A 13,699-nucleotide genomic window follows, 5' to 3' on the forward strand; every position below is an offset into this window, starting at 1 on the left:
CTGATTGGAACCCCGGAATTTCGGCGGGGATGCCGACCGTCCGCGGTCGGCAGGGGCTCATACGGGGCGGGTGCTGGTCATCGGCCCCTATTTGCGAGTGCGCGCAGGGAACGCCGACGCGCAATCGGAAGCCTATGTCCTGCGCGACGTTGAGGCCCGGCTCGATGAAGCCGCGGGCCTCGCGCGTGCGATCGATCTCGTCATTGCCGATGCCATCATCGCTCCGGTCAGCCAGATCAGGCCCGCGACCTATATCGGCAAGGGCAAGGTCGAGGAGATTACCGGGCTGATCAAGAGTCTGGAGGTCGAGCTCGTGGTGATGGATTGCGCGCTGTCGCCGATCCAGCAGCGCAACCTCGAGAAGGAATGGCAGGCCAAGGTGCTCGACCGCACCGGGCTCATTCTGGAAATCTTCGGCCGGCGCGCCAAGACAAGGGAGGGCGCGCTCCAGGTCGAGCTTGCGCATCTCAACTACCAGCGCTCGCGCCTGGTGCGCTCCTGGACCCATCTCGAACGCCAGCGCGGCGGTTTCGGCTTCATGGGCGGTCCCGGCGAGACGCAGATCGAAGCGGACCGCCGCCTGATTCAGGAGCGCATCTCCAAGCTCGAGAGCGAGCTGAAGAAGGTGCAGGCGACGCGGCGGCTGCATCGTGCGGGACGCCAGCGCGTGCCTTATCGCGTCGTCGCACTGGTCGGCTACACCAATGCCGGCAAGTCGACGCTGTTCAACCGCCTGACCCGCGCCGACGTGCAGGCGGCCGACATGCTGTTCGCGACGCTCGATCCGACCCTGCGTGCGCTCAACCTGCCGCATGGCGGCAAGGCGATGCTGTCCGACACGGTCGGCTTCATCTCCAATCTGCCGACCCAGCTCGTCGCCGCCTTCCGCGCCACGCTGGAGGAGGTGCTGGAGGCGGACGTCATCCTGCATGTGCGCGACATCTCGCATGAGGATGCCGAGGCGCAGCAGAGCGACGTCGACGCGGTGTTGCGCCAGCTCGGCATCAACCCCGACGATTCCGGCCGCATCATCGAAGTCTGGAACAAGATCGACCGTTTCGATTCCGAGCAGCGCGAAGAGCTGCAGAACATCGCCGCGCGCAGGCCGGAGGATCATCCGGCGATGCTGGTCTCAGCCGTGTCAGGCGAGGGCATCGACGCACTGCTCGCCGCGATCGAGCAGCGGCTGGCTGCAAAACGCACCACGCTCGATCTCTCCATCGACGCCGCCGACGGCGCCGGCATCAGCTGGCTGCATCGCAATGCCGAGGTGCTGGCCAAGAAGCTGCACGACGGCCGCTTCGACATGACCGTGCGGGTGGACGAGACCAAGCGGGATATCGTGGTGTCCAGGTTCGACGCCGTGCCGCATCTTTCCGCGTAGACCGGTCCGGCCCTGCCGAGTGAGTTGCGCAACTGCTTCCTCAACGACACTGTCGTCCCGGACAAGCGTAAGCGCAGATCCGGGATCCATAGCCACAGGATGCGGTTTGGCGAAGACTCGCGGTTGCAGCTCGCCGCTACAACCCCAGCTGTGGTTACGGGTCCCGGATCTGCGCGCGCTTGGGGCGCGCTTGTCCGGGACGACGGCGGAGTTAGCGGCGGGCATTATTGCTCCGCTCAGCAGCGGGGGCCGGTTGCTCCTCGCCCTTCGCCGCGTTCCACAACGCATCCATCTCCGCCAGTGACGCTTGCTCGAGCGACCGCCCCTGTGCCTCCAGCGCGCGTTCGATATAAGCAAAGCGCCGCTCGAATTTTGCATTCGTCGCACGCAGCGCGGTCTCAGGATCTGCATCGACGTGGCGGGCGAGGTTGACCAGCGCGAACATCAGGTCGCCGGTTTCTTCCGCCAGCTCCTGTTTGTCGTTACGGTCGAGTGCCGCCTCGATCTCGTCGGCTTCCTCGCGGATCTTTTGCAGGACCGCGCGCGGGTCGTTCCAGTCGAAGCCGACGGTGGAGGCCTTGCGCTGCAGCTCCATGGCGCGCGTCAGCGCCGGCTGGCCGGCCTTGACGCCTGATAGCAGTGACTTGCGCGTCGGTGTCTCCTCCGGCGGGCGGCGTTCGGCGCGTTCGGCCTTCTCCTCGGCCTTGATGCGGTCCCAGACTTCCTTGACGTGGGAGGAGGCGAGATTGCCGTCCTTGTCGGCGAAGACGTGGGGATGGCGGCGGATCATCTTGCGGGTGATGGCCTCGACAACGTCACCAAAATCGAACGCATTCTGCTCCGACGCCATCTGGGCGTGGAACACGACCTGGAGCAGGAGGTCGCCGAGCTCCTCTCTGAGATCGTCGAGATCGCCACGGGTGATGGCGTCCACCACTTCATAGGCCTCCTCGATCGTATAGGGCGCGATCGTCGTAAAGTCCTGCTCGAGGTCCCAGGGACAGCCGGTCACCGGCGTGCGCAGCGCCGCCATGATCTCGATCAGGCGGGAAATGTCGCGGGAAGGGGTCATTGCGGGGCGGTCTCCTGGGTCCAAAGCCTTATGCCAAAAGCGGGCCGCCGTTCCCAGCGGGGCGCAGCGGAACAGGCCGATTTCCACCGATTGGCGGGCGAGGTGCGCAGTGCTAAAGCGCGGCCCATGAGTGACGCATTTTCCTCCGAAACCGCGCTGGTGCTGTTCTCAGGCGGCCAGGATTCCACCACCTGCCTCGCCTGGGCGCTCAGCCGCTTTGCCCGCGTGGAGACGCTGGGGTTCGACTACGGCCAGCGCCACGCCATCGAGCTCGCCTGCCGCGACCGCCTGTTCGACGGCATCAAGGCGCTGCGCGCGGATTGGGCTGCAAAACTCGGCGAGAGCCACACGCTGTCGATTCCGACGCTCGCGGCCGTGTCCGAGACGGCGCTGACACGCGACGTCGCGATCGCGATGGGTGCGGACGGCCTGCCCAATACCTTCGTGCCGGGCCGCAACCTCGTGTTCCTGACTTTCGCCGCGGCCCTGGCCTATCGCCGTGGGGTCAGCCACATCGTCGGCGGCATGTGCGAGACCGACTATTCCGGCTATCCCGATTGCCGCGACGAGACCATCCGCGCCATGCAGGCCGCGCTCTCGCTGGGCATGGCGCGCAAGTTCGAGCTACACACCCCGCTGATGTGGATCGACAAGGCCGCGACGTGGAAGCTCGCGCACGATCTCGGCGGCGACGGGCTGGTCGACCTCATCCGCGAGTCCTCGCACACCTGCTATCTCGGCGAACGCGGCGCGCAGCATGAATGGGGCTATGGCTGCGGCGAGTGCCCGGCGTGCAGCCTGCGGGCGAAGGGGTGGCGGGAGTATGTGGCGGGGAGGTAGCGCGTGTGCTGCTCTCGTGCCCCGGACGCAGCGCAGCGCTTCTTCAGCGGTGCGCTGCAGAGCCGGGGCCCATGCTTCGCTATGTAATCTGTCGTGTTCCCAGCTGGGTCCCGGCTCTGCGCCGTAACGCTTATGCGTTGCAGCTTGTCCGGGACACACGAGAGACCTACTGAAAATCCTCCGGCCGCAGCTCGATCGGCTTGCCATGGGGCGTGCGATCTGCCGCGTGGTCCCACGCATTCCGGTAGCGGTGCAGCGTCTCCAATGAGGCAACGCCCTTACGCGCGACGAGCTCCTCAAGCGTGGCGAGCCAGTGCAGATAGTAGGTCTCGCCCGTATCAGGATCGCCGGCGGCCTGCGCGCGCTTGATCTCGTCGGCGAGGGCTGCGGCCCATTCGGGCCAGGTGAACACACCGCGCTCATGCAGGGTCAGCGCCATCGCAAACGCATGTGCCTCCCAGGGTGCGCGGAACACGGGGCCGTCGTCATCGCGCGGAATGCTCGGGATCGCCGCCGTCGCCGCGGCCGCGGCGCTGCCACTCATCACACCGGCTCCAGATAGGGCTCGAACGCGTCGATCGAGACCTTCAGCGTGGGATCGCCGTCCTCGCCCCAGAGGTCGCGGCCTTCGAACACCACGGTGTAGAGCCATTGGGGATTGTCGCCGCGTTCCATCGCCGCCGTATCCGGAAACACGTGGCAGCCATGGTTCAGCTCGACGACGCCGACATGGCCGCGCACGTAGCGCGGCAGCCGCGTATGCGTCGCCGGATGCATGTTTTTCGCGCGTACCCGGTCGCCGATCTTGAATTTCGCCGGCGCCGGGGCAGGGCGGTCAAACTTGCCGCGCACCATGACGCGCTCGACATTGGCGAGATCGAACGTGCCGTGCTTAAGCGCCTTTCCTGGCTGCATCGCGTGGCCGGCGGCGACCTCCTCCCTTGTGAGGTAGCCCTTCTCGATCAGCATCTCCTCGAGCCCGAGAAACCATTTCTTGTAATAGGAGCTCGAGAGATAGACGTGCGGCGGCAAGGTCTCGCGATAGAAGCGCGAGGTGTCGATGTTGAAGGCGCCGGCCGCGCCCATCGCGCGCACCATGGCAAGCACGCGCGACTCCCACTGCTCGTGAAACATCGGCTCGTTCGGCTCGGGCTCGACCTTGCCGAACCCGTCCATGCCGCCCATGTCGTGCACGCCGTTCACGACGGTGCTCCCGGCGTCTTGGGAAAACCAGTGCCGATCATGGAGTCGCGGGTGACGAGCTCGGCGAGCTGCTCCTCGCTCCAGCCCTCCGTGCCCTCGGGCCGCATCGGCAGCACCAGGAAGCGCGTCTCTGCAGTCGAGTCCCAGACCCGGATCTCGATGTCCTTCGGCAGCGCCACCCCGAAATCGGCGAGCACGCCGCGCGGATCCTTCACCGCGCGCGAGCGGTAGGGTGCCGCCTTGTACCAGACCGGCGGCAGCCCCAGCATTTCCCAGGGGTAGCAGGAGCACAGCGTGCACACGACCATGTTGTGTCGCTGCGGCGTGTTCTCGACCACGACGAGATGATCGCCGACGCGGCTGACATGGCCGAGCGTGCCGATCGCCTTGCTGCCATCCTCCAGCAGCGCCTTCTTGAAGGCCGGATCGGTCCAGGCCTTGGCGACGACGCGCGCGCCATTGTGCGGGCCAATCTTGGTCTCATAGGCCTGGATGATGGCATCGAGCGCAGCCGGCTCGACATAGCCCTTTTCGGTCAGGATTGTCTCGAGCGCGCGCACGCGCAGCTCGGTCTCCGACAGCTCGGAATGGTCGTGATGGTGGTGATGGTCGTGATCGTGGCTCATGGCGGCAAAGATAGGCGCAACGGTCTGCTTCTGTCGAGCGTTCGTTGCAGCGCAATCCGGCCACGTGTTCGTGACGCCGTTTGTGCGCTAGCACCGCCGCCGCTGGCCTCACGAAAGCCGTTTTCAAGATGGTCCTGAACAGGCCATTGATCGCGCTGCGGACAATCCGTATACGCCGCGCTGGGACAAAACCGGCCCGACCAACGGGCTGGCACGATGCGACAACAATCGAGGGGGAGGGCCCATGGCCACTAGCTCGCAGGCGACTGAGGGACAAGGGTTTCGCTGGAAACTGGTCGCGCCGCTTGTGGTTTGGCTGGCGATCTATCTGTGGCCGGTGCCCGCAGGGCTCAACGTCAATCAGTGGCACTATTTCGCGGTGTTCGCGGCCGTCATCACCGGGCTCATCCTGGAATCGATGCCCGTCGGCGCAATCGGGCTGATCGGACTCACCGTCGCCGGCATCAGTGGCTATATCGACCCTGATCCGACCAAATCGCTGCGCTGGATGCTGGCAGGCTTTGCCGAGAGCACGGTCTGGCTGATCGTCGGCGCCTTCGTGTTCTCGATCGGCTATCGCAAGAGCCAGCTCGGCCGGCGCATTGCGCTGGTGCTGGTGCAGCGGCTCGGTCGCAACACGCTTGGCCTCGGCTATGCAGTCGCCATGTCGGATTTCCTGCTCGCGCCGGCGACGCCCTCCAACACCGCGCGCAGCGGCGGCATCGTCTATCCCATCATCAGCAACATCCCGCGCATCTACGGCTCCGAGCCGGGGCCGACCGCCGGCAGGATCGGCACCTATGTGATGTGGACCGCGTTCGCCGCGACTGCGGTCACGAGCTCACTGTTCTTCACCGCGCTCGCGCCCAATGCGGCGGCGCTGGCGATTGCCAAGAAGACCGTCGGGGTCGAGGTCAGCTGGGGCCAGTGGTTCTCAGGGTTTGCGCCGCTCGGCATCCTCCTGATGGTGCTCGTTCCGCTGCTCAGTTACTTCGTGTGCCGTCCCGAGGTGAAGCGCAGCCCGGAAATCTCCGAATGGGCGGCGAAGGAGCTGGCGGAGATGGGCCCGATGTCGCGCAACGAGTGGATCATGCTGGCGCTGATTGTGCTCGCGATGTTCCTGTGGATCGCGGGCTCGAGCCCGGACATCCACGTGCCCGTGCTCGGCTCGAACTTCGTCAACGCCACCACCGTCGTCTTCATCGTGATCTCCTTGATGCTGGTCACCGGGGTGATCGAATTTGCCGACATCGTCAGCGAGAAGAGCGCGTGGGAGGTGTTCTTCTATTTCACCTCGCTGCTGACACTGGCCTCCGGACTCAACGAGATCGGCTTCATCAAATGGTTCGCGACCGAATACGCAAAACCGCTCGCGGGACTGTCGCCGTCAACCGCGATGATCCTCCTGGTCGCACTGTTCTTCTGGATCCACTATTTCTTCTCGAGCATCACCTCGCATGCCGCCGCGGTGCTGCCGGTGGTGCTCGCGGTCGGCTCGGGCATCGCCGATCTGCCGGTCACGACGCTGGCCATGCTCTGCATGTATTCGCTCGGCCTGATGGGCGTAATCTCGCCTTACGCCACCGGGCCGGCGCCGATGTATTTCGGCAGCGGCTATATCGGGAAGCGCCAGTTCTGGGGCTTTGGGCTGATCTTCGGGGTGCTCTATTTCGCGGGGCTCCTGCTGATCGTGCTGCCCTGGCTAAAGGTCTACTGAGCCAGGCTGAAGGCCGATCCTCCCGGCGGAGGAATATTCTTCTCCGGGAAGGGATTGGGAAATCTTCGTCCAACTCCTGCCAAATATCTGAAATTGCAAGGAAGACGGGAAAAGGCGATGGTGCGTGCTGCGGTGCAGCGCGTTCGGTCCGGATCCTCACCGCTGTTTCTCTCCCCGTCGCTCGATGCGACCTGGTTCCCATGCGCTCCTCGGCGCGGGAACGCGAACTATTGTGCATGAAGGCTGCCTCCATGAATGCCCACCAATCGCTGGCGATCGGACAGCCGATCGAAACGCTTGAGCCGATTTCACCGGCCGCGACCGAACCGGACGCGATGGTCCGTTTCGAAGGCATCTCGAAGACCTATCCGGCCTATCGCGGCAAGCCCGGCGTCAACGCGCTGCAGAACATCGATTTCGCGATTCCGCGCGGTTCCATCACCGGTGTGATCGGCCGCTCCGGCGCCGGCAAGTCGAGCCTGGTGCGCCTGATCAACGGGCTGGAGAAGCCGACCACGGGCCGCGTGATCGTTGACGACAGGGATATCTCGGCGCTCGCCGGCCGCGAGCTGCGGCTGGCGCAGCGCTCGATCGGCATGATCTTCCAGCACTTCAACCTGCTGTCCTCGCGCACCGCGGCCGACAACATCGCGCTACCACTCGAGATCGCCGGCTGGTCCAAGGCCGATATCCGCGCGCGCGTCGCCGAGCTGCTCGCGCTCGTCGGCATCGCCGACAAGCACGATCGCTATCCGTCAGAGCTCTCCGGCGGCCAGAAGCAGCGCGTCGGCATCGCGCGAGCGCTGGCGACGCGGCCGAGCGTGCTGCTGTCGGATGAGGCGACCTCGGCGCTCGATCCGCAGACCACACGGGCGATCCTCGATCTGCTCGCGAACATCAACCGCGAGCTCGGGGTCACCATCGTGCTGATCACCCACGAAATGTCCGTGGTGCGTCAGCTCGCCAAGGAAGTCGTGGTGCTGGATGCCGGCCACGTCGTCGAGAGCGGCCATGTCGCCGACATCTTCACCCACCCGAAGCATCCGATCACGCAGTCCTTCCTGGCCGAGGTGATTGGCGACAGCCTACCGGTGTCGCTGGCGAGCCGGATCGTTTCAGAGCCGTACGCCGCCGGGCAGGCCGTGATCCGCGTCCAGGTGCGCGGGGCAGGGGCCGGCGATACCGTGGTGGCCCGGCTCGCTCGCGAGCTCGGGCTCGACGTCGCGCTGCTGTCGGCCCGCATCGACGAGATCGGCGGCCAGCATGTGGGCTCGCTCACGCTCGGAATTCCCAGCGGCGAGGACGCGGTGACGCGGACGCTCGCCTGGCTCTCTCAATATCAATTCTCGGCGGAGCGTCTCGGCTATGTCGCCTGAACTCATCAACCTGATCATCCAGGCCACCGGCGAAAGCCTGTACATGGTCGGCATCGCGGCGCTGCTCGGCACCGCCTTCGGCCTGCCGCTCGGCGTCTTCCTTGCCACCAGCCGCAAAGGCGAGCTGTTCGCGGCCCCCATCGTCAATCGCGTGCTCGGCATCGTCGTCAATGCGACGCGCTCGACGCCCTTCATCATCCTCGTCGTCGCCATCATCCCGTTCACGCGCCTAGTCGCGGGCACCTCGATCGGCTCGACCGCAGCCATCGTGCCGCTGACCATTGCGTCAGCGCCGTTCATCGCGCGTCTGGTCGAAGCGGCGATCCGTGAGGTCGACGGCGGTCTGATCGAGACCGCGTCCTCGTTTGGCGCTTCGCCGCTTCAGATCGTGTTCAAGGTCCTGATCCCCGAGGCGCTGCCGGGTCTGCTTCTGGCGCTGACGCTCGCTGTGGTCAGTCTGCTCGGCTACTCCGCGATGGTCGGCGCGGTCGGCGGCGGAGGGCTTGGCGATCTCGGCATTCGCTACGGCTATCAGCGCTTCATGCCGGAGATGATGCTCGCCGTCGTGGTCGTGCTGATCGCGCTGGTGCAGCTGGTCCAGAGCGCGGGCGATTATCTGGCTCGCCGGGTCAACCGCCGGCTGCGGCATCGCTGACCCGTTTCCAGATGTTGCGGACAGGCAGATTCTCGTCTGTCTGGAAACATTCCAAACTCTGAATCACGCCTGAGCGCATTCGCCGCACGCGCTGCGCACACGTCTGGAGAGATTCTAACGTCGTTCCTATCGCGCTCGAAAATCGCCTGAGTTAGGGCGAGGCATCAAAAACGATACCGGCGAAGCCGGCAGTGCGTGGGGCCTCGAAAGACGTGACTGACTTCCAATTCTCTTCGCGTGGCGACACGCGTCGTCGACAGATTCAGGTGCTTTTCCTCGGCGCGGTCAGCACATTCTCCCTAGTCGTTCCCTTCGGTTCCGTGGAGGCGCAGACGCAAATTCCTGAAGTCACCGTGGAAGCGCCGGCGCAGCGCGCCCGTCCGGCCGCGATTGCTTCGTCGCGAAGGGCGGCGGCGACACGCACCGCACGCGCCAATCGTCGCGCTCCGGTGCAGCAGGCTGCGCCAACCCAGTCGGCATCATCGAACGGTGCCACGGGCGAACGCGCCAATGGTCCGGTGCGCGGTTTCGTCGCGACACGGAGCGGCACCGCCACCAAGACCGATACTCCGCTGATCGAAACGCCGCAGTCGGTGTCCGTCATCACCACCGACCAGGTCAGGAACCAGGGAGCGGTCTCGATCGGCGAGGCCCTGCGCTACACCGCCGGTGTCAGCGGCGACGTCAATGGCGGTTCGGACACCCGCTTCGGCGGCCTCCAGATCCGCGGTTTCGACATGACCATGCCGGGCCTCTACGTCGACGGCTTGCGGATTCCCTCCAGCAACTATGTGCATTTCAACGGCCTCGATCCCTATGGGGCCGAGCGGCTCGAAATTCTCAAAGGGCCGTCCTCCGCGATGTATGGCGGCAGCGGCACCGGCGGCATCCTCAACTACGTGACCAAGCTGCCGACCGCGCAGCAGTTCGGCGAAGTCTCGATCTCCGGCGGCAGCTTCAACCGCTACCAGGGCCAGTTCGACATGGGCGGCCCCGCCAACAAGGAAGGCACCGTGCTGTGGCGTCTCACCGGCGTCGTGCGCGACGGCGAAACCCAGGTCGACTTCAGCAAGGACAATCGCGTCTTCATTGCGCCCGCCGTCACCTTCAAGCCGAACGAGGACACCACCATCACGCTGCTCGCCAACTACCAGAAGGACCGGGCAGCGTGGGGCCTGCAATTCCTGCCGGCCTCGGGCACGGTGTGGCCGAACAACGGCCGCACCATCCCGGTCTCGTTCTTCGCGGGGGTGCCGAGCTTCGACGCGTTCAACACCGAGATCGCAACCGTCGGCTACCAGATCGCGCACGATTTCACCGACTACCTCACGTTCCGGCAGAACCTGCGCTACGCCTATCAGCACAACGAGGAGAAGGTGTTTTATGGCGGCGGCTATGCCGACGAAGCCGCAGGACAGCTCGCGCGCTATGGCAGCTACAGCAACTCCTACATCAACTCCTTCGCGGTGGACAACCAGCTCCAGGGCAAGTTCAACACCGGCATTCTCAGCCACACCACGCTGGTTGGCGTCGACTACCGCAACACGTCCTTCCGCGACACCGCCTTTGGCGTGACGACCTCGTCTCCGACGATCAACGTCTTCAACCCGGTGTATAGCTACGACTATGCTGTGGACGGCCTGCCGGGCGACAAGACTGGCGTCACGCAGTCACAGTTGGGCCTCTATGCGCAGGATCAGATCAAGCTCGGCCGGCTCTCGTTCCAGCTCGGCGGCCGCCAGGATTTCGTGACGACGCAGGTCGACAATGGCATCTTCAACACCACGGTCGCGAAGGACGCCTCGGCCTTCACCGGCCGCGCCGCCGTGATGTACAATTTCGACAACGGCATCGCGCCCTATTTCAGCTACTCGGAATCGTTCCTGCCGGTGCTCGCGACCGGGTTTGGCGGACAGATGCTCAATCCCGAGTCCGGCGTCCAGTACGAGGTCGGCGTCAAGTACCAGCCGATCGGCTGGAACGCGCTGTTCACCTTCGCCGCCTTCGACCTGACGCGCGACAACGTCGCTGTGTACGTGCCCGCAGCCACCTATTACGAACAGATCGGGCAGGTGAAGTCGCGCGGCATCGAGCTCGAAGGCACGATGTCGCTCGCCGACGGCTGGAACCTGCGTGCGGCCTATGCCTATGTCGACGCCTTGGTCACGCAGGATCCGGTCAATGTCGGCAAAGCGCCGGTCACCGTGCCGCTCAACCGCGCTTCGCTGTGGAGCGACTATACGCTGCAGAACGGGCAGCTCGCGGGCCTGCAGTTCGGCGGCGGCATCCGCTATGTCGGCGCGACCTGGGGCGATGACGCCAACACCTTCAAGGTGGGCGCCTCGACCGTGCTGGACGCGCTGCTTGCCTACACCCATGACAATTGGCGCCTGTCGCTGAACGTGACCAACCTTGCCGACACGCGCTACGTCGCTGCGTGCTACAGCCTGGCCGGCTGCTTCTATGCCGAGGGACGCAAGGCGATCGGCAAGCTGACCTATCGCTGGTGAATTCGAAGAAGGGCCGGCGCTGGGGGCCGGACCCGCTGGATGAGAGTGGAAGACGATGAGAGCGATATTCGGCAGGCTGCATCGTTGGGCGGGACTGCTCACGGCCGGATTCCTGTTCTTCTCCGGCATCACCGGCGCGATCATCTCCTGGGATCACGAGATCGACGACGTCCTGAACAGCCATCTGTTCGACGTCAGCAGCAAGGGCCCGGCGATTCCCTCGATCGAGCTCGCCAAGATGATCGAGCAGCGCGATCCGCGCGCGCGCGTCGTTTATCTCTTCATGACGCCGGAGCAGGGCCACTCGCTGTGGTTCTTCGTCATGCCGCGGATCGATCCCGCGACCGGCAAGCGTTACCCACTCGACTACAATCAGGTCTTCCTCGATCCCAACACCGGTGCGGAGCTCGGCCGGCGTTATTGGGGCGCCGTGTGGCCCGTCACGCGCGAGAACTTCGTCTCGTTCCTTTACAAGCTGCATTACACGATGCACATCCCGGAGTTCTGGGGCAGCGACCGCTGGGGCATGCGCGTGCTCGGCGTGATCGCCATCATCTGGACCATCGATTGCTTCGTCGGCTTCTACCTGACGCTGCCCTCGCGGCGGCGCGCCAAGGCCGCGCGGGCGCCTGAAGTCGCACGCCAGCTCGAGCGCGGCTTCTGGGCGCGCTGGGCGCCGGCGTGGACCATCAAGACCTCGGGCAGCGCCTACCGGATCAATTTCGACATCCACCGCGCCTTCAGCCTCTGGACCTGGGGCGTGCTGTTCATCATCGCCTTCACGGCGTTCTCGCTGAACCTCTATTTCGAGGTGTTCTCGCCGCTGATGAAGATGGTGTCGAACTATACGCCGACGCCCTATGAGCAGCGGCCCTATCGCGATCTCGATGATCCCATTGAGCCCAAGGTCACCTTCGCCGACATCGCCGCACGCGCCGCTGCCGACGGCAAGGCGCGCGGGTGGACTACGCCGGTCGGCTCGATCAATTACGGCCCGGCTCATGGCGTCTATGCTGCCGCCTTCTTCCACCCCGGCGACGACCACGGTGCCGGCGGCGTCGGTCCGGCGCAGCTCTATTACGACAGCGAAGACGGCCGCCCCATTGGCGAGCGGCTGCCCTGGGTCGGCACCGCCGCCGACGTCTTTGTGCAGGCGCAGTTTCCGCTGCATTCGGGCCGTATCGTCGGATTGTTCGGGCGCATCCTGATCTCGGTCATGGGACTGGTGGTGGCGGCGCTCTCGGTGACCGGGGTCGTGGTCTGGTGGCGCAAGCGCCGCGCCCGTGTTCGCGTGCGCGAGACCGCGGCGATGCGCCTGACCCGGCAGCAACTCACGCCGGCAGAGTAGGGCTCCCGCTTCTGTCAAGGGATGAACCTTCGCACCCGGTGCCGGCACAAAGATTGGAGATCGCTCCTCAGTCTTCCGGAATTGCAATGAGATCGCTGGCCTTGCTCTGCCTGCTCGTCTTCGGGGCCTGCGCACATGCGGCCACGCCCGAGCAGCACTATCTCGACGTGCGCGATCGCTACATCGTCAAATTCTCGAAGGCCAAGGAGAGCGAAGAGACCTCGAAGCAGCATGACGCAGCGCTGAGGGAGCTCGCCGCCGCGCTGCGCACACTGGTGGGCCCGGTCGCGATCAAGGGGCTTCCGGCCGACGGCAAGTCGAATGTCGACACGCTCTTCAAGGGTGACTCCGGCTTCGGCCATCTCGACGGGCTCGGCTTCGCTTCCGAAGGCGACAAAATGCAAGCGGTGGTGACCACGACCGGGCTGCTCAAGCACTGGCTTGCCGAGCACCGCGAGGATGGTATGCCACAGGAGATCGGCGCGGCGCTGAGGTCGGACCGCTTCTACTATTACGCCATTCAGGACGCCGCCTTCGCGAAATATGGGGAGCTGCCGATCACCAAGCCCGCCGCCGCGAGCGCCGCGGTCGCGGTGCTCGGCGTGCGCGGCAATGGCGGGCTCAAGGGGCCGCCGAGCGAGATTGGCGTGGTTGCGATCCAGGGCGACAAGGTCTTCTACCTTGCCGCAACCGACGCCGTGAAGACGGCCGAGATCCCGGCCTGCGAGAAGGTCTGGAAGCAGGTGATGGCCAGGAAGGCGCCGCAGGACGCCATGGCCCGCGAAGACCAGGCAATGGACGCCTACACCAAGTGCTTTGCCAAGGAAGCGCCGAGCCAAAGCTGGTTCGCGGCCGCTGTCAAGAAGGCGCAGAGCCAGTTGGACTTGCTGCCACTGCGCTAGAGCGCGGCTATGGGCCGGACGAACTCAGGCAATCCGGCGCTTTTCGCGCCTGTGATGAACCCCGCC

12 protein-coding genes are annotated in these 13,699 nt (G+C 65.2%); 8 read left to right on the top strand and 4 right to left on the bottom strand.

The features are described 5' to 3' along the window. The first annotated feature begins 4 nt into the window (after window positions 1–4). The gene (gene hflX, locus YU9_RS0113760; RefSeq protein WP_027573363.1) at window positions 5–1,384 is read left to right on the top strand and encodes a GTPase HflX; all 1,380 of its coding nucleotides are present in this window, start codon (window positions 5–7) and stop codon (window positions 1,382–1,384) included. Window positions 1,385–1,595: 211 nt separating this feature from the next. On the opposite strand, the gene mazG is transcribed toward hflX, so the two are convergent. Continuing rightward, complete coding sequence (mazG, locus tag YU9_RS0113765; RefSeq protein ID WP_027573364.1) at window positions 1,596–2,456, bottom strand: nucleoside triphosphate pyrophosphohydrolase; 861 nt, start codon at window positions 2,454–2,456, stop codon at window positions 1,596–1,598. A gap of 126 nt (window positions 2,457–2,582) precedes the next feature. Here mazG and queC point away from each other — a divergent pair, with 126 nt between their 5' ends. Continuing rightward, complete coding sequence (gene queC / locus YU9_RS0113770) at window positions 2,583–3,296, top strand: 7-cyano-7-deazaguanine synthase QueC (protein WP_027573365.1); 714 nt, start codon at window positions 2,583–2,585, stop codon at window positions 3,294–3,296. 166 nt (window positions 3,297–3,462) lie between these two features. Here queC and YU9_RS0113775 read toward each other — a convergent pair whose 3' ends face one another. From YU9_RS0113775 to nthA, 3 genes are read right to left on the bottom strand one after another with little or no spacing between them, the layout of a single operon-like run. Beyond that, window positions 3,463–3,840 carry a nitrile hydratase accessory protein gene (locus YU9_RS0113775; RefSeq protein ID WP_027573366.1) on the bottom strand — a complete coding sequence of 126 codons (378 nt, stop codon included), beginning with the start codon at window positions 3,838–3,840 and terminating at the stop codon, window positions 3,463–3,465. Next, window positions 3,840–4,499 carry a nitrile hydratase subunit beta gene (gene nthB / locus YU9_RS0113780; protein ID WP_027573367.1) on the bottom strand — a complete coding sequence of 220 codons (660 nt, stop codon included), beginning with the start codon at window positions 4,497–4,499 and terminating at the stop codon, window positions 3,840–3,842. The genes YU9_RS0113775 and nthB overlap by 1 nt, the downstream gene beginning before the upstream one ends. Then, window positions 4,496–5,125 carry a nitrile hydratase subunit alpha gene (gene nthA, locus YU9_RS0113785; RefSeq protein WP_027573368.1) on the bottom strand — a complete coding sequence of 210 codons (630 nt, stop codon included), beginning with the start codon at window positions 5,123–5,125 and terminating at the stop codon, window positions 4,496–4,498. Before nthA ends, nthB begins: the two co-directional genes overlap by 4 nt. 244 nt (window positions 5,126–5,369) lie before the next feature. Here nthA and YU9_RS0113790 point away from each other — a divergent pair, with 244 nt between their 5' ends. From YU9_RS0113790 to YU9_RS0113815, 6 genes are all read left to right on the top strand, one after another. Next, complete coding sequence (locus YU9_RS0113790; protein ID WP_027573369.1) at window positions 5,370–6,842, top strand: DASS family sodium-coupled anion symporter; 1,473 nt, start codon at window positions 5,370–5,372, stop codon at window positions 6,840–6,842. 236 nt (window positions 6,843–7,078) lie between these two features. Then, window positions 7,079–8,218 (top strand): methionine ABC transporter ATP-binding protein, encoded by a 1,140-nt coding sequence (locus tag YU9_RS0113795; protein WP_027573370.1) that lies wholly within the window; start codon window positions 7,079–7,081, stop codon window positions 8,216–8,218. Continuing rightward, complete coding sequence (locus YU9_RS0113800; protein WP_027573371.1) at window positions 8,208–8,873, top strand: methionine ABC transporter permease; 666 nt, start codon at window positions 8,208–8,210, stop codon at window positions 8,871–8,873. The genes YU9_RS0113795 and YU9_RS0113800 overlap by 11 nt, the downstream gene beginning before the upstream one ends. Window positions 8,874–9,391: 518 nt before the next feature. After that, complete coding sequence (locus YU9_RS0113805) at window positions 9,392–11,383, top strand: TonB-dependent siderophore receptor (protein ID WP_027573372.1); 1,992 nt, start codon at window positions 9,392–9,394, stop codon at window positions 11,381–11,383. Between the two features lie 55 nt (window positions 11,384–11,438). Continuing rightward, window positions 11,439–12,731: a siderophore utilization protein FsrB gene (gene fsrB, locus YU9_RS0113810; protein WP_027573373.1), complete on the top strand. Its 1,293-nt coding sequence runs from the start codon at window positions 11,439–11,441 to the stop codon at window positions 12,729–12,731. A gap of 86 nt (window positions 12,732–12,817) precedes the next feature. Beyond that, complete coding sequence (locus tag YU9_RS0113815) at window positions 12,818–13,633, top strand: hypothetical protein (protein WP_027573374.1); 816 nt, start codon at window positions 12,818–12,820, stop codon at window positions 13,631–13,633. Window positions 13,634–13,699: the final 66 nt, after the last annotated feature.

Origin of the sequence: Bradyrhizobium sp. WSM1743 (assembly GCF_000473065.1) — a bacterium.
Classification (GTDB): Bacteria; Pseudomonadota; Alphaproteobacteria; order Rhizobiales; family Xanthobacteraceae; genus Bradyrhizobium.